The organism is Corynebacterium sp. CCUG 51687 (assembly GCF_024453995.1).
In the GTDB taxonomy this organism is placed as follows: domain Bacteria; phylum Actinomycetota; class Actinomycetes; order Mycobacteriales; family Mycobacteriaceae; genus Corynebacterium; species Corynebacterium pseudogenitalium.
This window is the reverse complement of the sequence record NZ_JAGPYT010000012.1, coordinates 22,735-47,226: the sequence shown is the minus strand read 5'-3', so window position 1 is coordinate 47,226 and position 24,492 is coordinate 22,735. Positions and strand designations below refer to the sequence as shown.

Annotated in this window: 23 protein-coding genes and 2 tRNA genes; 17 read left to right on the top strand and 8 right to left on the bottom strand. The window is 55.6% G+C overall.

Translation table 11 applies throughout. The annotated features are described in order from the left end of the window. Positions 1-43: 43 nt before the first annotated feature. The 3 genes from KBX13_RS09985 to KBX13_RS09975 form a co-directional block, all read right to left on the bottom strand. The gene (locus tag KBX13_RS09985) at positions 44-598 is read right to left on the bottom strand and encodes a hypothetical protein (protein ID WP_070976407.1); all 555 of its coding nucleotides are present in this window, start codon (positions 596-598) and stop codon (positions 44-46) included. Positions 599-685: 87 nt separating this feature from the next. Then, positions 686-1,825: a hydrogenase formation protein HypD gene (gene hypD, locus KBX13_RS09980; RefSeq protein WP_070362547.1), complete on the bottom strand. Its 1,140-nt coding sequence runs from the start codon at positions 1,823-1,825 to the stop codon at positions 686-688. Between the two features lie 36 nt (positions 1,826-1,861). Next, positions 1,862-2,131 carry a HypC/HybG/HupF family hydrogenase formation chaperone gene (locus KBX13_RS09975; RefSeq protein ID WP_070362546.1) on the bottom strand — a complete coding sequence of 90 codons (270 nt, stop codon included), beginning with the start codon at positions 2,129-2,131 and terminating at the stop codon, positions 1,862-1,864. 240 nt (positions 2,132-2,371) lie between these two features. Between KBX13_RS09975 and hypE the strand changes: the two genes are divergently transcribed. Further along, positions 2,372-3,466 carry a hydrogenase expression/formation protein HypE gene (hypE, locus tag KBX13_RS09970; protein WP_070479136.1) on the top strand — a complete coding sequence of 365 codons (1,095 nt, stop codon included), beginning with the start codon at positions 2,372-2,374 and terminating at the stop codon, positions 3,464-3,466. Positions 3,467-3,489: 23 nt separating this feature from the next. Here the strand turns inward: hypE and hypF are convergent, their stop codons facing one another. Further along, the gene (gene hypF, locus KBX13_RS09965) at positions 3,490-5,787 is read right to left on the bottom strand and encodes a carbamoyltransferase HypF (protein ID WP_256022028.1); all 2,298 of its coding nucleotides are present in this window, start codon (positions 5,785-5,787) and stop codon (positions 3,490-3,492) included. 47 nt (positions 5,788-5,834) lie between these two features. On the opposite strand from hypF, the gene KBX13_RS09960 reads away from it, so the two are divergent. The 6 genes from KBX13_RS09960 (at position 5,835) to KBX13_RS09935 (ending at position 11,985) form a co-directional block, all read left to right on the top strand. Next, on the top strand, positions 5,835-6,179 hold the full coding sequence (locus KBX13_RS09960) for a hydrogenase maturation nickel metallochaperone HypA (RefSeq protein WP_070362543.1): 345 nt from the start codon (positions 5,835-5,837) through the stop codon (positions 6,177-6,179). Between the two features lie 16 nt (positions 6,180-6,195). Beyond that, positions 6,196-7,014, top strand: a complete 819-nt coding sequence (gene hypB, locus KBX13_RS09955) for a hydrogenase nickel incorporation protein HypB (RefSeq protein ID WP_070362542.1) — start codon at positions 6,196-6,198, stop codon at positions 7,012-7,014. Between the two features lie 167 nt (positions 7,015-7,181). Next, positions 7,182-8,423, top strand: coding sequence for a hydrogenase small subunit (locus tag KBX13_RS09950; protein ID WP_083329509.1), 1,242 nt, complete (start codon positions 7,182-7,184; stop codon positions 8,421-8,423). 38 nt (positions 8,424-8,461) lie between these two features. Continuing rightward, a complete protein-coding gene (locus KBX13_RS09945) occupies positions 8,462-10,201 on the top strand; it encodes a nickel-dependent hydrogenase large subunit (protein WP_256022027.1) in 1,740 nt (579 codons plus the stop codon). Then, positions 10,198-11,430 (top strand): Ni/Fe-hydrogenase, b-type cytochrome subunit, encoded by a 1,233-nt coding sequence (gene cybH / locus KBX13_RS09940; protein ID WP_256022024.1) that lies wholly within the window; start codon positions 10,198-10,200, stop codon positions 11,428-11,430. Before KBX13_RS09945 ends, cybH begins: the two co-directional genes overlap by 4 nt. A gap of 3 nt (positions 11,431-11,433) precedes the next feature. Further along, positions 11,434-11,985 carry a hydrogenase maturation protease gene (locus KBX13_RS09935; RefSeq protein ID WP_083290945.1) on the top strand — a complete coding sequence of 184 codons (552 nt, stop codon included), beginning with the start codon at positions 11,434-11,436 and terminating at the stop codon, positions 11,983-11,985. On the opposite strand, the gene KBX13_RS09930 is transcribed toward KBX13_RS09935, so the two are convergent. Continuing rightward, entirely contained in the window at positions 11,963-12,298 is a 336-nt protein-coding gene (locus KBX13_RS09930; protein WP_256001086.1) for a hydrogenase maturation nickel metallochaperone HypA, read from the bottom strand. The two genes, KBX13_RS09935 and KBX13_RS09930, sit on opposite strands and share 23 nt — an antisense overlap. Before the next feature lie 51 nt (positions 12,299-12,349). Here KBX13_RS09930 and KBX13_RS09925 point away from each other — a divergent pair, with 51 nt between their 5' ends. The 3 genes from KBX13_RS09925 to KBX13_RS09915 all read left to right on the top strand — a co-directional run bounded on the left by KBX13_RS09925 (position 12,350) and on the right by KBX13_RS09915 (position 13,870). Beyond that, positions 12,350-13,474: a reducing hydrogenase subunit alpha gene (locus tag KBX13_RS09925; protein ID WP_256022022.1), complete on the top strand. Its 1,125-nt coding sequence runs from the start codon at positions 12,350-12,352 to the stop codon at positions 13,472-13,474. A gap of 7 nt (positions 13,475-13,481) precedes the next feature. Further along, a complete protein-coding gene (locus tag KBX13_RS09920) occupies positions 13,482-13,739 on the top strand; it encodes a HypC/HybG/HupF family hydrogenase formation chaperone (RefSeq protein WP_070362538.1) in 258 nt (85 codons plus the stop codon). Between the two features lie 57 nt (positions 13,740-13,796). Further along, positions 13,797-13,870 (top strand) — tRNA-Leu (locus tag KBX13_RS09915). 57 nt (positions 13,871-13,927) lie between these two features. Here the strand turns inward: KBX13_RS09915 and KBX13_RS09910 are convergent. The 3 genes from KBX13_RS09910 to KBX13_RS09900 all read right to left on the bottom strand — a co-directional run bounded on the left by KBX13_RS09910 (position 13,928) and on the right by KBX13_RS09900 (position 15,585). After that, entirely contained in the window at positions 13,928-14,284 is a 357-nt protein-coding gene (locus tag KBX13_RS09910) for a hypothetical protein (RefSeq protein WP_256022021.1), read from the bottom strand. Then, positions 14,281-14,670, bottom strand: a complete 390-nt coding sequence (locus tag KBX13_RS09905) for a TetR/AcrR family transcriptional regulator (protein WP_256022019.1) — start codon at positions 14,668-14,670, stop codon at positions 14,281-14,283. The genes KBX13_RS09910 and KBX13_RS09905 overlap by 4 nt, the downstream gene beginning before the upstream one ends. A gap of 165 nt (positions 14,671-14,835) precedes the next feature. Beyond that, positions 14,836-15,585 carry a TSUP family transporter gene (locus tag KBX13_RS09900; RefSeq protein ID WP_256022016.1) on the bottom strand — a complete coding sequence of 250 codons (750 nt, stop codon included), beginning with the start codon at positions 15,583-15,585 and terminating at the stop codon, positions 14,836-14,838. A 144-nt stretch (positions 15,586-15,729) separates the two neighbouring features. Between KBX13_RS09900 and KBX13_RS09895 the strand changes: the two genes are divergently transcribed. The 7 genes from KBX13_RS09895 to KBX13_RS09865 all read left to right on the top strand — a co-directional run bounded on the left by KBX13_RS09895 (position 15,730) and on the right by KBX13_RS09865 (position 24,456). Beyond that, positions 15,730-15,803: transfer RNA gene (locus KBX13_RS09895), tRNA-Leu, on the top strand. Between the two features lie 41 nt (positions 15,804-15,844). After that, positions 15,845-18,514 (top strand): DNA polymerase I, encoded by a 2,670-nt coding sequence (gene polA, locus KBX13_RS09890; protein ID WP_256022014.1) that lies wholly within the window; start codon positions 15,845-15,847, stop codon positions 18,512-18,514. A 637-nt stretch (positions 18,515-19,151) separates the two neighbouring features. Then, positions 19,152-20,615 (top strand): 30S ribosomal protein S1, encoded by a 1,464-nt coding sequence (gene rpsA / locus KBX13_RS09885; protein WP_070362535.1) that lies wholly within the window; start codon positions 19,152-19,154, stop codon positions 20,613-20,615. A gap of 67 nt (positions 20,616-20,682) precedes the next feature. After that, positions 20,683-21,297 (top strand): dephospho-CoA kinase, encoded by a 615-nt coding sequence (gene coaE, locus KBX13_RS09880; protein ID WP_256022012.1) that lies wholly within the window; start codon positions 20,683-20,685, stop codon positions 21,295-21,297. Positions 21,298-21,328: 31 nt separating this feature from the next. Further along, on the top strand, positions 21,329-23,428 hold the full coding sequence (uvrB, locus tag KBX13_RS09875) for an excinuclease ABC subunit UvrB (protein ID WP_256022010.1): 2,100 nt from the start codon (positions 21,329-21,331) through the stop codon (positions 23,426-23,428). A gap of 18 nt (positions 23,429-23,446) precedes the next feature. Continuing rightward, positions 23,447-23,905, top strand: a complete 459-nt coding sequence (locus tag KBX13_RS09870) for a universal stress protein (protein WP_070362532.1) — start codon at positions 23,447-23,449, stop codon at positions 23,903-23,905. Positions 23,906-24,012: 107 nt separating this feature from the next. After that, entirely contained in the window at positions 24,013-24,456 is a 444-nt protein-coding gene (locus KBX13_RS09865; RefSeq protein ID WP_070362531.1) for a universal stress protein, read from the top strand. Positions 24,457-24,492 lie beyond the last annotated feature (36 nt).

Below are 24,492 nucleotides of genomic sequence, written 5' to 3'. Positions count from 1 at the left end.
GTTTGTTTTGGTTCATTGTTTTCGACCTTGTTTGGGATTGTTTCTAGCGTGGGGTTGGAAGCGATCGCAGCCCACGCATGATGAGCTCTACCGTTTGTCCAACCAGAAACACACTCAACATTGCGAGAAGCACTGGTGCTGTCGCTTGGCTTGAGCCCTGAGAACTTTGAGCAAAATTACCAGTGAACAATCCACGGACCATATTCGAAGATCCCTGTACCTCAGCTTTAGTCCATTCGAGCGGGTTTGCGGTGCTTGGTATCGACGACCCCTTCGCCCATCCCTGAACAAAGTCCTTGCCCTCGCCTTCTGGCATGTCATCAGTCCACTTGAGGAATAGATCAGAGCTGGAGATTTTCTGCACTGGGTTCTTCTCGGGCGGAATGTAGAGAGGGTCGTTCTCTGGGTCTTGATCCAGGGAGCTCTTCTTTTCGCCCTCCGACGCGCTAGAAGCTTCACCGGCGTCTTTATCAGAGTCTATCGAACTTGTAGCAGGTGCTTCGGGGGCTGGGATTTCCGCAAGTGCGGAAGGGCTGACCACCGAAGCCGTTGCAATGAGAGAAGCCGCGGTGACCGCGGCCGTGATACGTTTGCGCATGAGTGAATAATACCCACTCGGACAGTTTTGCGCTAACAAATCGAAAGATTTTACCCCCAGGCAGTTCTGACCTGGGGGTTTACTAATCTAAGAGAGGGAAGAAGTGGTGATTTTATCTATTCTTCCGAAGTTGTAATATGCGGCACAGGCTCCTTCTGGGGAAACCATGCAGGTACCAATTGGGGTGTCCGGCGTACAAGCAGTACCGAAGACTTTGCACTGCCACGGCTTGATGTGGCCGGTCAGGACAGACCCGCACTCACACGCTGCGGGGTCTTCAACTCGGTTGCCGGGCACATCGAAAATGCGCTCCGCATCCCACTTGGCGAACTCTTCAGAGATGGCCATTCCGGAGTGGGGAAGGGTTCCAAGGCCACGCCACTCGAACTCGTCCCGTATATCGAAGACCCTATCCAAGAGTGCTTGCGCTGAAGGGTTGCCCTCTGGGCGCACGACGCGGGCGTACTGGTTTTGGACGCGTGCCTTGCCCGCGGCAATGTCGCCCGACGTAAACTGCTCCAGCAACTGGGCAACGCCCTGAAGAATATCCAAAGGTTCGAAGCCGCAAACGGAGACTGGCCGGTTAAATTCTTCAGCCAGGAAATCGAAAGCCTTTGTGCCGACCACAGTTGCTACGTGGCCGGGCCCGATAAAGCCGTCAACCTCCGTGACACCCCCGTTGGCGATTGCACGCAGTGGTGGCTCGATGGTCACATGGTTAGAAAAGACTGAGAAGTTTGGGATATCGCGTTGCTTGGCGGCGGTTAGCGTCACAGCGGTGGATGGCGTCGTCGTCTCAAAGCCAATTGCGAAGAAGATAACGTGCTTATCCGGGTTCTCCTCCGCGATCTTGAGAGAGTCCAGTGGAGAGTAGACAAAGCGAACGTCGCAACCACGTGCACGAGCCTGCAACAGTGACTCCTCGGAGCCTGGAACACGCATCATGTCGCCGAACGTGGTCAAGATAACGTCAGGCTGGTTTGCAAGCCAGAGTGCGTCATCGACCCTGCCCATTGGAATGACGCAGACTGGGCAACCAGGTCCGTGAACGAGGTCGATGGAGTCGGGGAGAAGATTTTCCAGGCCGTAGCGGTAGATCGTATGGGTATGCCCACCGCAGATTTCCATGAGCTTAATCGGGCGGTCGAGTTGCTTCGCCTGTTCCTCAATGGTTGCAATCAGTTGGCGAGCTGCGGCTGGGTCACGAAACTCATCGACGAATTTCATGTGGGGTCCTTTCTTAGGAACGTAGGGGACGGTGGCTTAGTCGATTCTTGAGGTTGTAAACGAATCGAGCTCGTCCTCAAACGTATTTGCGCCGAGTTGTTGAATCTGTTGCAGGGTTGTCGCGGCTTCATCCTCGTCAATTTTTGACAGCGCAAATCCTACGTGTACCAGCACCCATTCGCCGACCTCGAGTCCTTCTTCAACAAGAAGATCAGTGGAGATTGCACGGGTTACTCCCGAGATGCTGACTGTTGCGCGGGTGGGATCCTTAATTTCGACAACCTGCGCTGGTACTCCCAGACACATAAAGCAGAGCCTTCCATCGATTGCATTATTTTCACACTTTTTCGTGCTTATTCCGTTTTACATTATTGCCCATGATTTGTGCATTTCTAAAAGTACCCAGCAAGCCAACTATGCGCGTCACCCACAACCTTCAAGCCCCGAAAACCCAAAACGCGGTACCGGCGGTAGAATTCACACACGGAACTATTCGTAGCAATTCCACACGGTGGCTAGTTGCGAAAATGAGAAAAGGAAAGTGCTGTGCAGCCTAAAAACCGCCTCAATGTTGATGAGTCCAAGGTCAATGACAACATTGCTCGAGTGCGTCGTCGCGGCGGACGCTTGAAGGATGAATATGTCACGCTCGCACACGGGGCGGGCGGAAAGGCGAGCGCGACACTGCTAGAGCAAGTATTTTTCGACGAATACGGCAACGACCTGCTCTCACAGGGGGAAGACTCGACGCTGTTGGACCTCGATTTGAACGGCGGGACGCTGGCGTTTACAACCGACAGCTATGTGGTCAACCCGATAGAGTTCCCGGGTGGATCCATCGCGGATCTCGCGGTAAACGGTACCGTCAACGATCTTGCCGTGGGTGGTGCGGAGCCGAAGTATATTTCGGTGGGCTTCATTCTGGAAGAAGGGCTTGAAGTAGAGACGCTTCGCCGGATCGCGCAGAATCTCCGCACCGCAGCGGAACGCGCCGGAGTACAGATTGCGACAGGCGACACAAAAGTAGTTCCGAAGGGTGCTGGGGACAAGATTTATATCAATACAGCAGGCATCGGCGTAGTACCTGCTGGACGGGAACTCGGTTTTGCAAAGGTCAAGCCTGGTGACCGGATTATCGTTTCTGGCCCGATCGCAGACCACGGTATGGCGGTCATGATGGCCCGCGGAGACCTCGCAATCGAAGCACCGATCGAGTCCGACTCGCGCGAGGTCGCAAGTTTGGTGCGGGCGATGCTCGCCGATGCCCCCGAGACTCGTTGGATGCGTGACGCCACACGTGGTGGTCTAGCGACAGTCATGAACGAACTTGCAGAATCAACTGGCTACGGCGTTGCACTGCACGACGAGAAGATCCCTGTGCAGCCGATGACGCGCGCCGCTTGCGACATGCTGGGCATTGATCCGCTCTACGTCGCGAACGAAGGAACGTTTACGGCGGTGGTGCCGGAAGACCAGACCGACCAAGCACTCGCGGCGCTGCATGCAGCAGGCGCTGAAGGGGCGGCGGTGGTTGGAAAGATCGTCGAGGAACCAGCTGCAGCGGTGGTGTTGGTCACCGGCTTTGGTGGTACCCGTATGGTCGACAAACTGGTTGGCGATCCGTTGCCACGAATCTGTTAAGTTCCTGAGGCTGCATGGGTTCGCTACCGCGACCAGAGCCTTCCTGCGGCCGCCTGGCCGAGGCTGAGCCCGCCATCAGTGGCGGGCACTTTTTTATGCGTTAACACCGTCGATGATGGGCGTTGGTGCCGGAATACTTGCAAGATGTCGGTCATCAAAATGCGGTTGACGGCGCAGCCCCCCGTGATGCCAATGACCTCGGTAGCTTCTTCTTGGGCGGCGTCAATAAGCGAGCGAGCAACGAGTGTCGCTATGCCTGCGTGTGCAATCCGGGCAATGTCTTCGAAGAGGCGTGTCCCATCTTGAGTCGCGCTGATCACCCATTGTGCAAGATGCGGGAACGATCGAATATCTTCGATTGCGTCAAGCGCTTCTGCCGACGAAAGGCGAGACTTGCCTGCGAGAGCCTCAAGCTCCATCGCTGCTTGCGCTTCGTAGCTCACCGATTGTTGGACCTGAAGTATCGATGCGAACGCGTCGAAGAGCCGTCCCATCGAAGTTGTTGCAGTGGTGCCGAACCCGCTGCTGAGCTGAGAGTCGACTAATCGCAACTCGTCTAGATCAACTTCAGGAGGCACGCTGAGGCCTTCGAGCTGCCAGCTATATGCGAGACCGCGCGCAATCCGCCACGGATTTCGCACCGCTTTGTCGCCACCGACGAGGGAAAATGGTGGTAGGTGCCAGAGCCTCTCGGCGTTGCCATCGTCGGTTACATGAAGTATTTCGCCACCCCAAATGGTGCCGTCCGTTCCGTAGCCGGTGCCGTCGAGAGCTGCGACGACGGCGGGCGTCGATAGTCGCTGATGCTCAGCCAACAGTGACAGTGCATGTGCGTGGTGATGCTGGACCTCAATGAGCTCGACGTCACGCTGGTCAGCGTAACGCTGCGCCCACATCGAAGTTTGGTAACCAGGGTGCATGTCGCACACAACAACGTCGGGTTGTGCGCCTTGTATTGAGCAGAGCTGTTTTACCATTTTCTCGAAGTGCCGCTGAGCATCCCATGACCCCATATCGCCTACATGCGAGGAGACGTGTGCGTACCGCCCAACGGCTAGAGTCGCCGTGTTCTTGAGTTCGCCCCCTACCGCTAGGACAGTGGGCTTTCGCTCAGTGTCGAGCAGCATTGGAATCGGCGCCAGTCCGCGAGACCTCCGAACAAGCGTCGTATCGACGTAGACCGAGTCTTCCACGGGCACATAAATCTCACGATCGTGGAGCACAAACATGTCCGCGAGGTGCGTAAGTTTCCGAAGTGCCTCTTCATTAGTGACGCATAAAGGCTCGTCGCTGAGATTGCCCGAGGTAGCTACCACAGGTCGGTCAACCAACAGATGGTGCAGTGGCGAATATGGAAGCATGAGGCCTACTTCCCTCAAACCAGGCGCAATACCTTCGCAGAGTGCTCCTTCGTGAAGCGGAACAGACACGATCGGATGTGACGGCGATGCCAAAAGATCCTCCGCTTCTTTACTGAGTGTTGCAATGGATTTGGCGGCGTCGAGATTTGGCACCATCACCGCGAGAGGCTTGTCGGGTCGGCGCTTGCGCTCCCTCAGCTTTTCGACGGCCTCTTCGTTTTCCGCCGCGCACATCAGGTGAAAGCCACCAATCCCTTTGACCGCGACGACCGCACCAGATTCCCAGGCGTTTTGAACCTTGAGCACGAGCTCGTCGAATTTGCCGGGGTCCAATGCAAGCGCATCCGTTCGCGTTTCGGCGAGGACGGCACCGTTGGCATCCGTACACCACAAAGTAGGGCCGCAATGTGGGCAGCTTATTGGTTGCGCGTGAAACCGCCGGTCGTCTGGGTTCGTGTATTCTTCCTCGCATTGTGTGCACATAGGGAATTCACGCATGGTGGTAGTCGCGCGGTCGTAGGGGAGCGAAATAATGATGGAGAGACGTGGCCCGCAGTGTGTGCAAGTGGTGAATGGGTAGTGGTAGCGCCGGTTGTCTTGGTCATCAATATCGGCTAGGCAGGCTTCACACGTTGTCATGTCAGGGGAGATGAGTGTCTTTTCTCCCTCGACATGTTCTGACTCGACAATCCGAAACCCCGTTTCGCCGTATACGAGTGGGAGTGGAGACGTTTGGCTATCCAAAATGTGGGCGAGAGGCGGGAGCTCGTCGATAAGCGTCTTCTGCGCATTGTGGAGTGCTGTTGCGTCGCCCTGAAACTCGATAAAGACTCCGCGCTCGTTGTTGCCGACAAGTCCAGTAAGGCCGAAGCGTTGTGCGATTCGCGCGACGTGCGGACGCATTCCCACCCCCTGGACAATGCCTTCGAGAAAGACGCGGACTCTGCTCTGTGCTCCCATGCTGCATACTCTACAAACTTCTTGAATAATCGCCTAGGCTAGGTGCTGTGCATGAAGTTGCATTAAGTCATCAGTTAGCGTCAGCAGTTCAGCGCGCAGCGCGCGGACGAACGGTGCTGTCGGTGCACCTCCGAATCGGTGCGCTGCGACAAGTCGTGCCGGAATCACTCGAGTATGCCTGGGGGTTCGTCACAAAGGGGAGCCCCATGGAAAAGTCGGAGCTGCGGATCGACTGGGTTCCAGCCGAGATCGAGTGCAGCAACGGGCATCGAAGAATACTCGACCCCAATGAGTATCTCGACGTCCGATGCCAGGAATGCAACGCTCCCACGAGTGTGATTACGGGCGAGGAATTCGCTGTCGTAGACATTGATGTGACATCTGACCGTTAAGAAGGAGAAAAGAAGCATGGGACGTTTCCACCGCCACGACGACGGGACTGTTCACAGCCACGATCATTCGCATGATCACACGCACCACCACGAACACGATCACCTCCACGTGGGAGTAGATGCGGAGCACTCTGAGCACGGAGACCACACTGGGTATGACACTGGACGTGAACGCATCGCGGTGCTTGAGGATATTTTCACGGAAAACGATGTAAAAGCGGCCGCAAACCGTTCCGCGTTTGAAGAGCACGGCGTGGTTTGCATCAACGTGATGAGCTCCCCGGGAGCAGGAAAGACGACGCTGCTGCGTAAAACCTTGGAAGCGCTCGCGGACAAAATCCGTTTCGGGATTGTAGAAGGTGACATCGAAACTGCGTTAGACGCAGAGCGCTTGGAAAACCTCGGCGCACAGGTAAGTCTGCTCAATACCGGGAACGGGTTTGGGGGCGAGTGCCACCTCGATGCTCCGATGGTTGCGCATGCTTTAAAGGGGCTCAACCTCGATGATGTCGATATGGTGCTGATTGAAAATGTTGGCAACCTAGTGTGTCCGGCTGAATTTGAAGTTGGAGAGCATCATAAGGTAATGGTTGCCTCAGTTACCGAGGGAGAGGATAAGCCGCTGAAGTACCCGGTCATGTTCCGGAGTGTCGAAGTGGTCGTCGTAAACAAGGTTGACCTGCTGCCTTACCTGAATTTCGATCTCGATCTGTTCAAGGAAAATCTTGAGAAGGTGAATCCTGGAGTGAAGGTAATCCTTACCTCAGCTACAACGGGGGAAGGATTAGACGAGTGGAATGAGTGGCTTATGTCCCAATCGGGGGTAGATTTCTAGCCCTGCCGACTTCACGACACCGGAATTACTTTCATGTCTTGATACCCTGGCCCTATAGATGCGTTAAGCATGCAGCTTGACCGCTGATGGAATCTGTACACGTTCATTTGAGGGGTATGGGCCGGAGTATGTGCCGGCACATGGCTCTCGCATGAGAGGGAAAATCGATGCTTCTACAAGACACTTGGCAGAGTGGAACGCTTTGGGAAAACCTGTCGAAGAAGGGGGTGAAGCGTCGAGACTTCCTTAAAATGTGCAGCTCTATGGCTGCAGTGTTTGCAGTGGGTGCGCCGCTTGCCTCACGCGCCAACGCTGAAGAGACTGAGGTAATTGCCGAGGCGCTCGGTGATGTAAAGAAGCCAATGGTTGCTTGGCTTCAGCTACAGGAGTGCACCGGCTGTATGGAGTCGGTGCTTCGTTCCGGTTCCTCCACAGTTGAGGACCTCGTCTTGAACCAGCTGTCGATGAACTACAACGAGCTCGTGATGGCTGCATCAGGGCACGCAGCCGAGCAGGCACTGGAAGAGATGAACAAGGAACCGCACATTCTGGTGGTCAACGGCTCTGTTCCAACTGGTGCAGGTGGCGCATACTGCCAGATCGGCGGCAAGAGCGCCGAGCAAGTTCTCCGCGAAGCCGCAGAGAACGCAACCGTAATCCTTTCCGTAGGTGCATGTGCAGTGTATGGCTCAGTACAGGCTGCTCGTCCAAACCCGACCGGGGCAGTGGGTGTTGACGAAATTATCAAGGATAAGCCAGTCATCAACGTGGCTGGTTGCCCGCCTATCGGTGAAGTTATCACCGCAACAATCACCTACCTGCTGACCCACGGTGAGCCACCAAAGGTGGATGCAGAGGGTCGTCCACTCTTTGCGTACGATCAGCGCATTCACGATTCCTGTCCGAAGCGTCCACACTTCGATGCGGGCCAGTTCGTGCGCACGTTTGATGACGAAGGCGCTCGTAATGGCTGGTGCCTCTATGAAGTTGGTTGCAAGGGCCCATCGACCTTCTCGCCATGCCCGATCATCCAATGGAACCTCAAGTCCGGCTGGCCGATCGGCGCTGGTCACCCGTGCATCGGTTGTACGGAAAAGGACTTCTTTGACCGGTTTACTCCGTTCTACGAGGAACTGCCGAATGTTCGTGCATTCGGTCAAGAAGCTTCCGCTGGCAAGATTGGCCTCGGCCTCATTGGTGTCGCCGCCGCTGGTACCGCAGTCCATGGCGCACTCAGCGTAGTCAAGGAGGTTGGCATCCGTCGCAAGAGTGGCGAAGTTCAGCCTCTTGCGGCCTTTGGCGAAGAAGACGGTCCCGAGGATATCTCGGCACTTATGGCAGAGGGTGATCAGGCGTTCGCGACCACCACCGATACTGATGGACACCACCGACCCAACCCATCCGCGTAAGCGGCGTTCACGACGATTGAAAGGAAAAGCAACTAAAAATGGCTGAAAGAGTTGTTGTAGACCCGTTGACGCGTATCGAGGGTCACCTCCGCATGGAGATGGAAGTCGAAGACGGCACCATCACCAACGCTTGGAGCGAGACCACGATGTTTCGCGGCATTGAGAAGATTGTAGAAGGTCGAGATCCTCGCGACGTCTGGGCGTTTGTTGGCCGTATCTGTGGCGTTTGCACTGGTGTTCACTCCCTCGCAAGTGTTGTTGCCGTCGAAGACGCAATTGGAAGCCACATCCCAAAGCAAGCGCAGCTTATTCGTGACCTCGTCCTGACAAGCCAGGAAATCCACGACCATGTTGTGCACTTCTACCACCTGCACGCCCTTGACTGGGTGAACGTTGTCTCCGCAGCAAAGGCTGACCCAGAGAAGGCAGTCGAGTTTGCGAAATCGATAGGTTCGAACTGGAAGCTCAACTCCGTCGACAAGTTCCAGCAGGTGAAAGACACCTTGAACTCGGTTCTTGATTCCGGTCAGCTTTCTATCTTCACCGGTGGTTACTGGGACCACGAGGACTACCGTCTGCCACCAGAAGCAAACTTGATGGCGGTTTCGCACTACCTCGATGCGTTGCAGTTCCAGCGCTCGATTATCCGCATCAATACGGTGTTTGGCGGTAAGAATCCGCACCCGAACTTCCTCGTCGGGGGTATGGCCTGCACGATCGACCAGGATAAGTCAGAGACGGTCAACCAGGTTTCGATTGACCAAATCAAGAACTGGGTCGCAGAGATCCATGAGTTCATCAACGGTGTGTACCTGCCTGACGCAATGGCGATTATGGGCGTGTACAAGGATTACTTTGATATTGGTGCGGCTGCCCCGAACTTCCTCGCGGTTGGTATGGCTGGCGCAACAGTTCGTGGTGATCACATGGAGCGAACCATGGGGTACACGCATACGGACATCACTCCGGGTGTACTGCTCAACGGTGACTACTCCAAGGTCCATGAGCTCAATCCGGACCTGTTCAAGGAATACGTTTCCTCGGCATGGTTCGCACAGGATGACAAGAACGAAGGCAAACACCCATTTGAGGGCGACACTATCGCCGACTACACCGGTCCTAAATTGCCGTATAAATGGCTCGGCGATAACGAGGAGTACACCTGGTCTAAGGCGCCGCGTTACGACGGCCGCGTCGTTCAGGTTGGCCCAGTTGCCCGTATCCTGCTTGCATATGCTCAGAACGAGCCAAGCACGAAGCGCCTCGTTGATGATGCGCTGAAGAAGCTCGGCATTAAGCTCGAACAGCTGAATTCGACCGGTGGCCGTACGCTGGCTCGTGCTCTGGAAGCTGTAACGACTTCTGAGGCCATGACCAATGTGTTGCTGCCCGAGTTCATCGAAGGATTGCGCAAGCGTGACTACGACGTCTTCGACTCCAGCAAGTGGGAACCTTCTTCCTGGCCGAAGGAATCAGAAGGCTTCTGCATGATGGAAGTCGCCCGTGGCTCTCTCAGTCACTGGACCAAGATCAAGGATGGTAAGACGGAGCGCTACCAGGCCGTCGTGCCGACCACCTGGCTGGCCGGTGGTCGTGATCCTGAGGGCAAGATGGGCCCATACGAGGAATCTCTGGCGAATGGCAAGCACCCGCTGGCCAACCCAGAGGAACCGCTAGAGGTACTTCGCACCATCCACTCGTTTGATCCATGCATGTCCTGTGCTGTGCACCTGCTGGACACGGAAGGCAATGAACTTGTGAAGGTGATCACGCAATGAGCACCCAGCTAAACCGTGCTTCTTCGAGCTCGGGTGGCGTGCCTGAGACTCGCAAGATCGCTCCAGATAAAAATCTGGTGTTGAGCGTCACAGAATCACGGCCGATAGACGATATCGGTGCGGAAACACTGTTGCGCCTGGCATCGTCGCAGCCGGCAAACTCGCCAGATCCTGTTGATCAGGCGCTGCTGCGTGCTGTTGATCCCGACTACGTCTACGGCACCGTGGAGAGCTTCAGCCCCGCGACGCCAAGCCGAAAGTACTCGCTTTCGGTCGTGCGTAACGCAAAGTTGCTCGGCGAGCGCCGGGACGTAGCGGTCATGCGTGGAGACCTTGCATCGGTAGTTCAAGCATCTGCATGGGATAAGCATGAGATGAAGACGATGATGCAGAACGTCGACACAGTTTCGAAGTTCGGCAATCGATGCATGGGCGTCGCCGTTGCACCTGTAGATGGCGACAAGACCGGTGAATTTGTACTCAAAGGCTATATTGCATTCGGCATCGGCGACCATGTCCGTCCGCGTCCTGTATCCAAGGGCGGCTACACCCGCATCGAGATGTGGCCGGTTGCACTGCGTTGGCAGCACTGGATCAACATGATTTTGATCATCATGATGACGATCACTGGTTACTACATCATGGATCCATTCTTCGGTCCTTCGAATGCTCACGATGCCGGAATGCTCATGGGCTGGAACCGTCTCATCCACTTCATTGCAGCCTTCGCGTGGATCGCACTGTCTATCTGGCGCCTAGCCATTATGGTGTTCGCTCAAACACGACAGATGAAGTGGCGGGCACTGTGGCCAGTGCGAAGCCAAGATGATCTGAAGTTGATGTGGGAGCAGACGAAGTACTACCTGCTCCTTACGAACGAACCGCCACCACGTGTTGGCCACAATGGTCTCCAGCAGACGGCGTACACGGGCATTTACGCTATGTGTATGGTGCAGATTTACTCTGGTCTTGCGCTTTTCGGTTTGCCCAAGCAGGATAGCTGGTTCTGGCGGCTCATGGCTGCACCTGTGGAATGGATCGGCATCCCATACTTCCGTTTGGTGCATGCATTGATCATGTTCATTATTTGGGCTTTCGTCATTCTGCACGTCTACCTTGTGTTCCGTGCCGATGCGACGGAGCGCCACGGTGGCCTGTCTGCAATGATCAACGGCGGTGTTTGGTTGCCGAAGGGCACGAAGCCGGTTGACGGCCCTGAGGTTGAGTAGAGTATGACGGTCACGAGGAAGCTTCGTCCCGCGCCAGATGTCCCGGTGCCATCGCCTGAGCTGGTGACGCTTGATGGCGTCACTATCAACGTCATTGGCATTGGAAACGAGATCATGGCGGATGACGCAGTTGGGCTGGCCATCCTCCGCGAGCTTGAGGCGGACCCGATCCAGGGCGTGAACTTCATCTATGGAGGAACGTCTGGCATGGAGATCCTACCCATGGTGCAGGACGCCGACTACCTGCTGGTGCTCGATGGGCTCAAACAGGGCCAGCCAGGTGATGTGGCTGTGCTCGTCGGTGATCAAATTCCGCGCCTATTGCAACAGCAGCTATCGCCTCACCAGGTGGGACTGCTGGACCTGTTGAGCGCCGCGCGCCTCACAGGTCAAGAACCCGACAACGTGGCGGTTGTGGGTATCACGGCGCGCGACGTCGAATTCCGTACATCGCTGAGTGAGGAGATCAGTGCTGCAATTCCAGAAGCAGTGCAGCGGGCCCGGCAGCTGCTAAAGGAGTGGACAGCCGAAGCTACTCAACATCAACCCAAGTAACTTGGAACTCGTCACCCCCACGCAGATCTGCAGTGGGGGTGTCACATTTAGGGCATCGCAGCGCGAAGTATTCGTCAATCTCGACGGTATCTTCACATTGAGGACACCAGACTGCCGCGGGGATAATGTCCAAGTCGAGCCGGGCGTGAGCACAGGTGGTATCGACGCGTGCAAGGTCCCATGCTTGGCGAAGCGCATACACATCAACTCCGGAGCGCGTGCCTACTTTCATGCCGACCGCCAGGACGTTTCGGCCGGGCACTGACTCATTGACCGCATCGATTACCCCGCGAAGTAGACTCAATTCATGCATACCCCCATTATGTTCAATTGGGGTAGGCAACGCGAGTAAGGAGCATGGAAAATGTCAGAGAAATTATTTCTTGACGCCGTCATCGATCCGCTTGCAGCGACAGTCATTGTCGAAGGTGAGGGAAATGAACGCACGGCACGCTTCGACATCGCCGGCGTGCCGCGCGTAGACAAGCTGTTAGTGGGCAAGCGCGCGAGCGAAGTTCCGACTATCGTGACGCGACTCTGTGGGCTGTGCCCGGTAACGCACCACTTGGCGGGGATGCGAGCACTTGACCAACTTGTTGGGTCGAGCGATTCGATGAGCGAGCAGGCCGTGCAGCTCCGCCGCCTTCTTCATGCAGGTTCGGTTCTTGACACGCTCGCACCGCGCCTGCTGCCTGACCACGGATTAGAGATCCGCAAATTTGCGAAGCTGGTGCTGCGTGCCGCCGGTTGTCCGGGTCACTTCCCCGATGTTGCGATTCCTGGGGGAGTTCGCGCTCATGCGGATGCTGATGCAGTCAAGCGCGCAGCTGAAGGCGTCTCGACGATCCGTAGTCTCTTGCCTTCCCAACCGGTTGAGCCTGTGGAACAGCATCCACCAAAGCTTGCCGACCTTTTCGCGTGTGATGCCGACGGCGCAGCAGATCCACTAGGAGAGCGCATCGCCGCGCGTTTCGAAGGTGAGCTGCATTTGTTCCCAGCGCATGATTTCTATGAGCACGTTCGAGAGCAGCACCCCGGTGCTATCACCCCGCGGCCCCAGGTACTTATCGACGGCCACTGGCGCGACTACCGGGTAGGCCCAGTTGCGCGATTCCCCCATCTGAGCGCGCGCGACGCCCAGTTTGCGCTTGTGCGCTCGGTACTCGACGATATCGAAAAGCTTTTGCAGGTTCCTGAGCTGTTGGCTGAGCCGGTCGTCGTCGATAATTCACTGCGCGATGGCACCGTAACGGGAATCGTTGACGGTCCTCGAGGCTTGTTGGTGCACCGCTACACTGTGGAAGACGGCAATCTGATCGATTGCCAGATTTTGAGCCCTACCGCGCAAAATGAGGGATGGCTTGCTCGGATGCTCACAGAGGCATCGACTCCTGCAGAGATGGAGTATGCGATCCGTAGCGCGGATCCTTGCCTGCCGTGCACCTCGGCACCGGAAGGCGCCATGAACATCAACATTGAAAGGAAATGATGTAGCGATGTGTCTTGGAGTTCCAGCGAAAGTGCTCAGCACTGGCGACCTGTCCAGCCCCATGCCGATGGGGGCCATCGATATGAAGGGTGAGGAGCGGCCATGCTGCTTCGCATATCTTCCAGAAGTTGAGGTGGGGCAGTGGGTGCTCATCCAGAATGGATTCGCAATGGACGTCATTTCGGAAGATGACGCGCAGGCCTCGTTCGAGGCAATCGATGAGTTTGATCTGCTACCAAACCAACCCGGCTCTACTGTGCGCTGACCTTAACGGCGTCCGATTGTTGTTCTGCTCGCGCCGTGCGCTATATTGAGCAGGCACGCCCCAGTAGCCCAATTGGCAGAGGCAACGGATTCAAAACCCGTCCAGTGTGAGTTCGAGTCTCACCTGGGGCACAAGGAGCCTGGTCGAGGATTCCCTCGACCAGGCTCCTTTTGTACGAAACTTAGCTATCAGGCTGATGCCAACTCGTTGATGCGTTCAACAGTTGTGACTGGGTCATCAACTGTGAGGACGAGGCGGGCGAAGTTCTCATCAGCTAACTCGATTACGACCGTATTCTCGAATCCGCTGACGTTCCAAAACAGCTTTTCACCATCTGAGTGGAACGTTTCCGCAAGCTTTTCTCCCATCCTTAGTCCTGGGCAGCGAAAACCCTTCGGCTCGTTCTTCATACCCGGGTCATGTGTAGCTCCGCGTACATGTTCCCAGGGAACCTCGATGGATCCTTTGAACGACCAAATCTTATCTAAGCCGAGTGGCTCAACAACCAGAGTAGCCTCGGTGAATTTGAGATTGTTGTTGCTCATTGTGCCTCTCCTTCGGAAGTGCCGCTTGCGCGGTCGAGTAAGTGCTTGCCTAGTGCTGCTGGGCCTCCAGCAAAGCAAAGGGAATTTGCTTCGAGAATCAAGGGGCGTAGCTCTTGGCTTACGGGCGCGACTTCCACGAGAGTGACTGCAACAAGACTCTTGGCTTCTAGTGTCACTTCACCTGTCTTAGCGCTTCGGCATACTGCTTCCAGCGCCGTTCTCAGCAGGCCATGTTTGGAACCGAAGATTTTATAGAAGCTCGAACGATTTATCTCAAGGTAGGTAAGAGTTGCGTCAACGGACTGTGCTGTATACCCGCGTTCACCGAAAAGCTTTATGGCCCTGCGGATGACTTCGTCTTCATCGAACTCTCGTGGTCTACCCATGGCTTACATACTATTCGTTCTGGAATGAATTGTCCATTATCTGAGGCTAATTAGATACCGTGTCGCGCGCCAAGCGCGTGTTTATGGCTCTACAACCGGATACTGGAAAGGAACCGGTGCTGTTGTGGTTTGGGGCTCAGTTTAAAAGTAGTCTTGGTCAGTGGATTATGCTCCGGTACCAAGTAGACCGCGCACAAGTGCGGTGAACCCGCCGAAGATCGCCAGGGCGAGTGCTATTCGATATCCCAGTTGCACTGGTACCCGTGGTGCCATGCGGGTGCCAACGACGATGCCCAGCACCATCGCAAAAATGCCAACCACCCACGTTTCGGGCGTTACCGCTGAAAGGTTTGCTGCACCAGTGATTTCCTTAATAGCGAAAGAGAGTGCGCCGCTGACCAGGAAGATTGGCTGGAGTGTTGCCGCGTAGATCTCCTTGGGCCAGCGGGCTGCGTGTGCGTACACGGTGATTGATGGGCCAGCTACGCCTGCCAACGTGTTCATGAAACCACCAAGTGAACCTGCGATAACAGAAGGTACGGTGCCTTCAATATTCGGTATGTAGCGTTTTCCCAACGTCACTGTGCCGAGCGCGATCAACAATAGAACGCCAACGATGATTAGAAGCAAGCTAGCTGAAACTGCCCGTATGAGGAATGCGCCGGGTACCGCACCCAAAACAAGGGTTCCAGCAATTGGGGCAAAGCGTTTCCAATCAACGCGCTCGCGCATGGAATAGGTGTTGGCAATCGCGTTGGCGGTGGCTAATACGTTGACCATGAGCACGCCGGATACCGGACCGAGTAAGACAGAGAGTGCGGGGGCCGCAATTAGTCCGAGCCCCATTCCTGAAATTCGTTGGAGCGCTGCACCGGCAAAAATGGCCAGGAAAATCCCGATCAGAACTGGTGTCACTGTGCCCTCCTGCGCTCTACTCACTATACGGCGCTCATCACCCTACCTGACAAATTCTAGATACCCGTAGTGAACTGGCGATTTAGCTGATTTCGAGCTGCGATTCACGCCGGAGCGCCTGCCTGCTATATACTTTGCGACGTCGCCCCAGTAGCCCAATTGGCAGAGGCAACGGATTCAAAACCCGTCCAGTGTGAGTTCGAGTCTCACCTGGGGCACAACACCCGGCCACGAGCCGGGTTTTCTTGTTTGAGTCGTCATGTCGGGACGTACGTCTACACTAGGGGCCGTGAAGAAACGGTTATTGCTCATTGACGGACACTCCATGGCATTTCGAGCGTTCTACGCTCTGCCTGCTGAAAACTTTTCGACGACCGGTGGCCAAACAACGAATGCGGTGTATGGCTTCTTGTCGATGTTCGCCAACGTTGTGGCGCAAGAAGCACCGACGCATATTGGTGTGGCGTTCGATGTGGGGCGCAAGACGTTTCGAACGGAACGTTTTCCGGAGTACAAAGCTCAGCGCGAATCCACTCCGCCAGAGTTTAAGGGGCAGGTTCCGCTGATTCAGGAGTGTCTTGAGGACCTCGGAATCATCAGCTTGTCGAAGGAGAATTTTGAAGCTGACGATATCGTGGCGACGCTGGTGCACCAGGCTCGCGTTGATCAGGATTTCGAAATTGTCTTGGTTTCAGGGGACCGCGACTACCTACAACTGGTAGACGATTCAACGACGCTGTTGTACCCGATGCGCGGGGTTTCGACGATGACACGTTTCACTCCGGACAAGGTCGAGGAGAAGTGCGGGCTGACTCCGGCACAGTATCCGGATTTTGCGGCGCTTCGGGGAGACCCGTCTGATAACCTCCCCTCGGTTCCGAAGGTCGGGGAGAAGACGGCGACAAAGTGGATCACGCAATACGGTTCGCTTGCAGAACTCGTTAACCACGCGGATGAAATCAAGGGAGTCGCAGGTCAAAACTTCCGAGACCGTATCGAGCAAGTGCAGCTCAATCGTGAACTCACGCAGATGGTCACCGACGTGGAGCTCCCTGTTACGCCAAATGACTTGGAGCTAAAGGCCGTAGACATCGGTGCTATTGCGAAGCGATTTGATTCTTTGGAGTTCGGCACGAATCTTCGCGAACGTGTGCTATCCGCGCTTCCTACGGAAGGGGACGCCGAAGAGCATTTGCCTGTGGAGCTTCCAGAAGTTGTGATCGACGAAGGGCCGTTGGACGAATGGATCGCTTCCCATAGGGAGCAAGGATTAGCACTGTATGTGGACGGTAGTCCGGTGCCGGCAAACGGCGATGCTACTGCGATTGGGATCGTCGATAAGGAGCGGCACGGCATCCAACGCGAAACAGCGGAGCTTACCCCTGAAGAGGATGCTGCGCTGAAGGACTGGTTGGAGTCAGATGACCCCAAGTACCTCCACAACGGTAAAGCTATGTATCACATGCTGCGGGGCAGAGGTATCACACTCAGCGGGATTGCGCATGACACAGCGATTGCTGCCTACCTGCTTCGCCCGGGGCAGCGCACCTATGCGCTGGCTGATGTATACCAGCGTCACTTGCAGCGACAGTTGGACGTAGGGCAAGAGCAACTCAGTCTGTTGGATCAAACTTCACAGGTTGATGCCGCCGTTGCTGTGCTGGAACTGGCGCAACATCTTGCTCAAGAACTTCGTGAAATCGACTCTTACGCGCTGTATGCCGACCTTGAGCTGCCGCTTGTACCCATTCTTGCCAGGATGGAGGACGTCGGTGTGGCTGTTGACGTCGAAGCTCTTGAAAATCTTCGCAAGGAGTTTACTGACAAGGTTGCCCAGGTAGAAGGAGAGGCCCGCACGCTTGTCGACGAGCCAGCTCTCAACCTTTCGAGTCCGAAGCAGCTTTCTGTCGTTCTTTTCGACAAACTTGACTTGCCTAAAACCAAGAAAACAAAGACTGGGTATTCGACGGCAGCCAAGGAGATCGAGGCGCTTGCAGAAAAGAATCCGCATCCGTTCCTTGATCATCTGTTGGCACATCGTGAATATCAGAAGATGAAGTCCACAATCGAGGGGCTTATCAAGGCGGTACACAGTGATGGCCGAATTCACACAACCTTCAACCAAACCGTGACTTCAACGGGCCGACTGAGTTCGACTGATCCAAACCTGCAGAATATTCCCGTCCGTACAGAGACAGGTCAAAAGATTCGAGCAGCATTCACCGTTGGTAAGGGGTATGAGTATCTTCTGACCGCTGATTACTCACAGATTGAGATGCGAGTGATGGCGCACCTGTCCGGGGACAAGGGGCTCATCTCCGCGTACAAGGATGGCGAAGACCTGCACAACTACGTCGGTTCCCAGGTATTTGACGTAGCTATCGACGCCGTGACGCCCGAGCTACGCCGTCGGGTCAAGGCAATGTCATATGGTTTGGTCTATGGACTCTCTGCGTATGGCCTCGCCGCGCAGCTCTCGATCTCGCCAGGTGAAGCCAAGGAAATCATGGAGAGTTACTTCCACCGTTTCGGTGGGGTGAAGCACTATCTGGACTCGGTCGTTGAGAAAGCCAGAAAGGATGGATACACCGCAACTGTGTTTGGGCGCCGACGCTACCTGCCTGAGCTCAACAGTGACAACCGAGTCGCCCGAGAAAATGCTGAGCGGGCGGCCCTGAATGCTCCTATCCAAGGTACTGCCGCAGACATCATTAAAGTAGCGATGATTCACGTTGACCGAGCGTTGGCTGACTACGAGTCCCGTGTGCTGTTGCAAGTGCATGACGAGTTGGTTGTTGAAGTCGCTCCGGGTGAGCTCGATGAAGTGCGTGAGATTGTTGAGCGGGAGATGGATCGCGCTATTGAGCTCAACGTGCCGCTCGAGGTTTCTACCGGATACGGAGAGAACTGGCAAGATGCTGGCCATTAGGGCGGGAAGTGTGGGGCTATAGAGCGGCCCCCCATTATTCCGCTCTATAGCCCCGAGACGGTCCCAGAGCCTCCTTCTCAATCCGTCTGGGACTGCCTTCCCCCATCAACCGCTTCCTCCCCCGAGTTCCCCCGAGAAGCGGTGCCACGGTTCACCTCGCGAGGTTTCACAGCTCTAGATCGGCCTTATCTATCGCTGCTGCGCCTTGATCGTGGCAATGAAAACACTAACAGACGTCTGTGGGGAGCGTAAGAGAATTGGCCAAAAATGGACTACATTAAACAAAATATTGACCAATTAAGGGGGTGGAGGATGGCGAGTGTATTGCGTTGATCTGCGAGTTTGCGTCTTATTGGCGGTGCGGCGGACTTACGGTGTTCTCAGTTGGCGAGTTCGGTGAAGGGCGTGTTGTTTGCCTTAACGGTCGACCTGATGGGGATTTATCCGAGTGTTGATATTTGCGCGAGCTGGGCAAAGGCGATATTCTTGCACGAGCATATCTGGGCAATAGGTCTCGTGGTGTCGTAATAGGAGGGCATCACCGGCTCATATTGCGGGATCTTTCCGCACTGGTAAGAGATGATATGCCCCTGTCCAAATACGATCTCCTATTTCAATTTCGGAGCACATTTAACTTATGCGCACTTCCAACGCACCACAGGTCGCAATCAACGATATCGGCGGACCTGAGGAATTTCTCGCCGCTGTAGACGCAACCATCAAGTACTTCAATGATGGTGACATCGTCTCCGGCACCGTAGTTAAGGTTGACCACGATGAGGTTCTCCTTGACATCGGCTACAAGACTGAGGGTGTTATCCCTACCCGTGAGCTGTCGATCAAGCATGACGTTGACCCGGACGAAGTTGTCCAGGTCGGCGACGAGATCGACGCCCTGGTCCTGACCAAGGAGGACAAGGAAGGTCGCCTCCTGCTCTCCAAGAAGCGTGCTCAGTACGAGCGTGCATGGGGCACCATCGAGGAGCTGCAGAAGAACGACCAGCCAGTTACTGGTACGGTCATCGAGGTTGTCAAGGGTGGCCTCATCCTCGACATCGGTCTTCGTGGCTTCTTGCCTGCGTCGCTCGTTGAGATGCGTCGCGTCCGTGATCTGGATCCATACATTGGCCAGGAGCTCGAGGCAAAGATTATCGAGCTGGACAAGCACCGCAACAACGTGGTTCTGTCCCGCCGTGCATACCTCGAAGAGACGCAGTCCGCTGTTCGTTCCGACTTCCTGCACCAGCTGCAGAAGGGTCAGGTACGCAAGGGTGTTGTTTCTTCCATCGTCAACTTCGGTGCTTTCGTGGACCTTGGCGGCGTAGACGGTCTGGTTCACGTTTCCGAGCTGTCCTGGAAGCACATCGACCACCCATCTGAGGTTGTCACCGTCGGCGATGAGGTTACCGTTGAGGTTCTCGACGTCGACCTCGACCGTGAGCGTGTTTCCCTGTCGCTGAAGGCGACCCAGGAGGACCCATGGCGCGTGTTCGCACGCACCCACGCTGTCGGCCAGATCGTGCCGGGCAAGGTCACCAAGCTTGTTCCATTCGGTGCGTTCGTTCGCGTCGAAGAGGGCATCGAGGGTCTGGTTCACATCTCCGAGCTGGCACAGCGCCACGTCGAGGTACCGGACCAGGTTGTCAACGTTGGCGAAGAGGTCATGGTCAAGGTCATCGACATCGATCTCGACCGTCGTCGTATCTCGCTGTCGCTGAAGCAGGCGGACGAGGACTACAACGAAGAGTTCGATCCGTCCCGCTACGGCATGGCTGATTCCTACGATGAGCAGGGCAACTACATCTTCCCAGAGGGCTTCGATCCGGAGACCAACGAGTGGATGGAGGGCTTCGACGAAGCTCGTCAGCAGTGGGAGGCTCGCTACGCAGAGGCTGAGCGCCGCTTCCAGGCGCACACTGCACAGATCGAGCGTCATCGCGCTGCTGCTGCCGAGGCGGCAGAGCAGGCGGGTGACCAGGCGAACTACTCCTCGCAGTCCAACGCTGCAGCTCCGGCAGCGGATGAGACCGCTAGCGCAGGTGGGTCGCTCGCATCTGACGAGCAGCTCGCAGCACTTCGCGACAAGCTCGCTGGCAACTAGTCTTTACTAGCTAATCGACGACCCCTTCCTGGATTTCAGGAAGGGGTTTTCGCCTATTATGTGACGCATGTTGAAAATTGGGCTTACCGGAGGAATCGGAAGCGGAAAGTCGTCCGTTGCCGCGTTGTTACGCGAGCGTGGCTTCGTCGTAGTCGATGCTGACCGTATCGCGCGCGATGTTCTGCAACCAGGAAACGATGCGCTAAAAGAGGTGGCTGCTGCATTCGGCGATGACCTGGTGGACGCTTCCGGCGCTTTGAACCGCAAGTTGCTGGCGCAGCGGGCGTTTGCCTCGGAGGAACAGACGCAGAAGCTGAATTCGATTACGCATCCTGCGATTCGTAAGGAGTCATCACGGCAGTTCGACGCCGCTGAAGCTGAAGGAGCCCGGGTTGCTGTGTACGATATGCCACTGCTTGTAGAGCTTGGGCTGCACCGTCAGATGGACTTCACTGTTGTAGTCGACGTGAATGAGGAAGAGCGAGTGAGGCGACTGGTTCAATCGCGCGGTCTATCGGAGGCAGACGCCCGTTCCCGTATAGCACGGCAGATTGATGACGACGATCGACTCGCGGCCGCTGACTACGTGATTGACAATAACGGTCCGTTGTCTGAGCTCGCTCCGCAGGTGGATGCTTTGGTCGACTATGTCGAGCGAGAATTGTTGCAGCATCAACGTTGAGGAATCTGGTTGAGTCATTAGACTGAGCTGCATGGCATTTGCAGCAGAGCATCCGGTCCTGGCACATTCGGAGTTTCGACCAGTAGGCGAGATCGAGCGTCGAGAAAAGCCCTTTGAAGTCGTCTCGGAGTTTGAGCCATCGGGTGATCAGCCTAAAGCGATCGCAGAGCTAGATGAACGTCTCAACCGGGGAGAAGAAGACGTCGTCCTCATGGGTGCCACCGGCACCGGCAAGTCGGCGACGGCAGCGTGGCTGATTGAAAAGCAGCAGCGCCCAACGCTCGTGATGGCTCCGAACAAGACGCTCGCCGCGCAGCTAGCAAATGAGCTTCGGCAGCTCCTCCCAAATAACGCGGTTGAGTACTTCGTCTCGTACTACGACTATTACCAACCAGAGGCATATATCGCTCAGACGGATACATACATCGAAAAAGATTCCTCCATTAATGATGATGTGGAACGCCTGCGTCACTCAGCTACCTCCGCATTGCTGTCGCGTCGTGACGTAGTGGTGGTGTCGTCAGTCTCTTGTATCTACGGCCTTGGTACGCCGCAGTCCTACCTTGATCGCTCTGTGGTGCTGCGCGTGGGGGAAGAGGTTGAGCGTGACCGCTTCCTTCGATTACTCGTTGATATCCAGTACGAGCGCAACGATATTGACTTCAAACGCGGTACGTTCCGAGTAAAGGGCGACGTCGTCGATATCATTCCTGCGTATGAGGAAGTCGCGGTTCGGGTTGAGTTCTTCGGAGACGAGATTGACAGCTTGTATTACATTCATCCGCTCACGGGAGACGTGCTGAGCCAAGAAGATGAGCTTCGGATCTTTCCTGCTACCCACTACGTGGCCACTGAAGAGCGAATGGAAAAGGCGATCGAATCCATCAAAGAAGAGCTTGCAGACCGTTTAGAGGACCTTGAGAACCGCGGAAAACTACTTGAGGCTCAGCGACTTCGGATGCGCACCGAGTATGACCTCGAGATGATTCAGCAGGTTGGCTTCTGCTCAGGCATTGAGAACTATTCTCGTCACATGGACGGGCGCGAGGCAGGATCGGCGCCGGCGACGCTCATCGACTACTTCCCGGAAGACTTCCTCACAATTATCGACGAGTCCCACGTGACCGTCCCGCAAATTGGAGGAATGTTTGAAGGCGATATGTCGAGGAAGCGCAACCTCGTGGAATTCGGATTCCGGCTGCCGAGTGCCGTCGACAACCGTCCGTTGACCTTCGATGAGTTTGAATCGCGCGTGGGGCAGACGGTGTACATGTCCGCGACACCGGGCGATTACGAGCTCGAAGCAGCACACGGCGAGTTTGTTGAGCAGGTTATTCGCCCAACAGGCCTCGTCGATCCAAAGGTCACGGTGAAACCGACGAAGGGACAAATCGACGACCTGATTGACGAGATTCGCGTCCGGGTGGAGAAGAACGAGCGCGTGCTGGTCACTACCTTGACGAAGCGCATGGCTGAGGACTTGACTGATTATCTCCTGGATAACGGGGTAAAGGTGCGCTACCTGCACTCTGACATTGATACGTTGCAGCGCGTTGAGCTGCTCCGCCAGCTGAGGCTTGGAGAGTTTGACGTCCTCGTTGGCATCAACCTGCTGCGAGAGGGTCTCGACTTGCCGGAAGTTTCACTTGTTGCAATTCTCGACGCCGACAAGGAAGGGTTCCTGCGTTCGACCAAGTCGCTGATTCAGACTATCGGGCGCGCAGCTCGTAACGTATCTGGAGAGGTCATCATGTACGCCGACCAGGTCACTGAGTCGATGAAGGAAGCAATCAGTGAGACAGAGCGGCGTCGCGAAATTCAGTTGGCGTACAACAAAGAACATGGGATCGATCCGCAGCCGCTGCGCAAGAAGATTGCCGACATTTTGGATCAGGTATATGAGAACACTGACGGTGAAGCTGAAAATGGCGTTGCCTCGGATACCGCAGTTGTATCGAAGCCAGACGTGTCCGAGATGGCCTCTGATCAGGTACAAGCATTGATCGACGACCTTACGAAGCAAATGGGTGCAGCAGCTCGCGAGTTGAAGTTTGAGCTCGCCGGCAGACTGCGTGATGAAATTGCTGATCTCCGAAAGGAACTTCGTGGTATGAAAGATACAGGAAACTAAGAAAGGTTCGAGGAATCTATGCATACCTATAAGTCGATTGCTGTCGGTACTGACGGTTCACCAACTTCGCTTGTTGCGGTTCGTGCTGCTGCGAGCCTGGCCCGCGTGTATGACGCGAAGCTCACAGTCATCTGTGCTCACTACACAGCGTCGGGCTCGATGCTGAACGCAACCAACGCGGAGCTGAGCAAGATCGATATCGTGACGGAATCGGGCGCCGAGGATATCTTGAGGCGTGCGAAGGCGATCGCAGTCGAAGAACAGGCACCAGAGATTAACTTGGTCTCCAGTGGCGGCCAGCCTGCGAATGTACTGCTGGAATCAGTAAAGGAATACAGCGTAGATCTCCTCGTGGTTGGAAACAAAGGAATGCGGTCCCTCGCCGGTCGAGTCTTCGGCAACATCCCAGGTAGCGTGGCAAAGAAGGCGCCGGTTGATGTCATGCTCGTTGACACCCGAGCTGAAGGCCACGACTAGCCTTCATCCGCGCTAGAACCAGGTACTATAAATTTGACCGTGCTTGTTGGCGCCACCGTTATCCAGCGAGCGACAGCTGAATCAGGAAAGGTCTCAAGAATACAGCTATGGCCAATTACTACAAGACCATCGTCGTAGGGTCCGACGGGTCCAAGTCTTCACTGCTCGCCGTTGAGCGTGCTGCAAAAATGGCGAGTGCATTTGGTGCCACGCTAGTGATCGGTACCGCGTATTACGAAACGGAAGCGGACGCGACGAAGAGCCTGCGACAAGATTCGGTCACCATCCTCGGTGACAAGGACGCGTTGGCAAATCTTGAAGCGGCAGCAGAACATGCGCGACAGCACGGAGCAAAAGACGTGCAGACTGCGACCCGTCCGGGTACTCCAGTAGAGGCTCTGATGGCGATTGTTCGTGACAACAATGCGGAACTGCTGGTGGTCGGTAACCGCGGTATCAACTCTCTGACCGGTCGCCTGCTGGGGTCTGTCCCAGCAGACGTTGCTCGCCAATCGGACTGCGACGTCATGATCGTACATACCGTCAGCTAACGTCTTCATGTAACAACCTCCGGCCAACTGCATGGC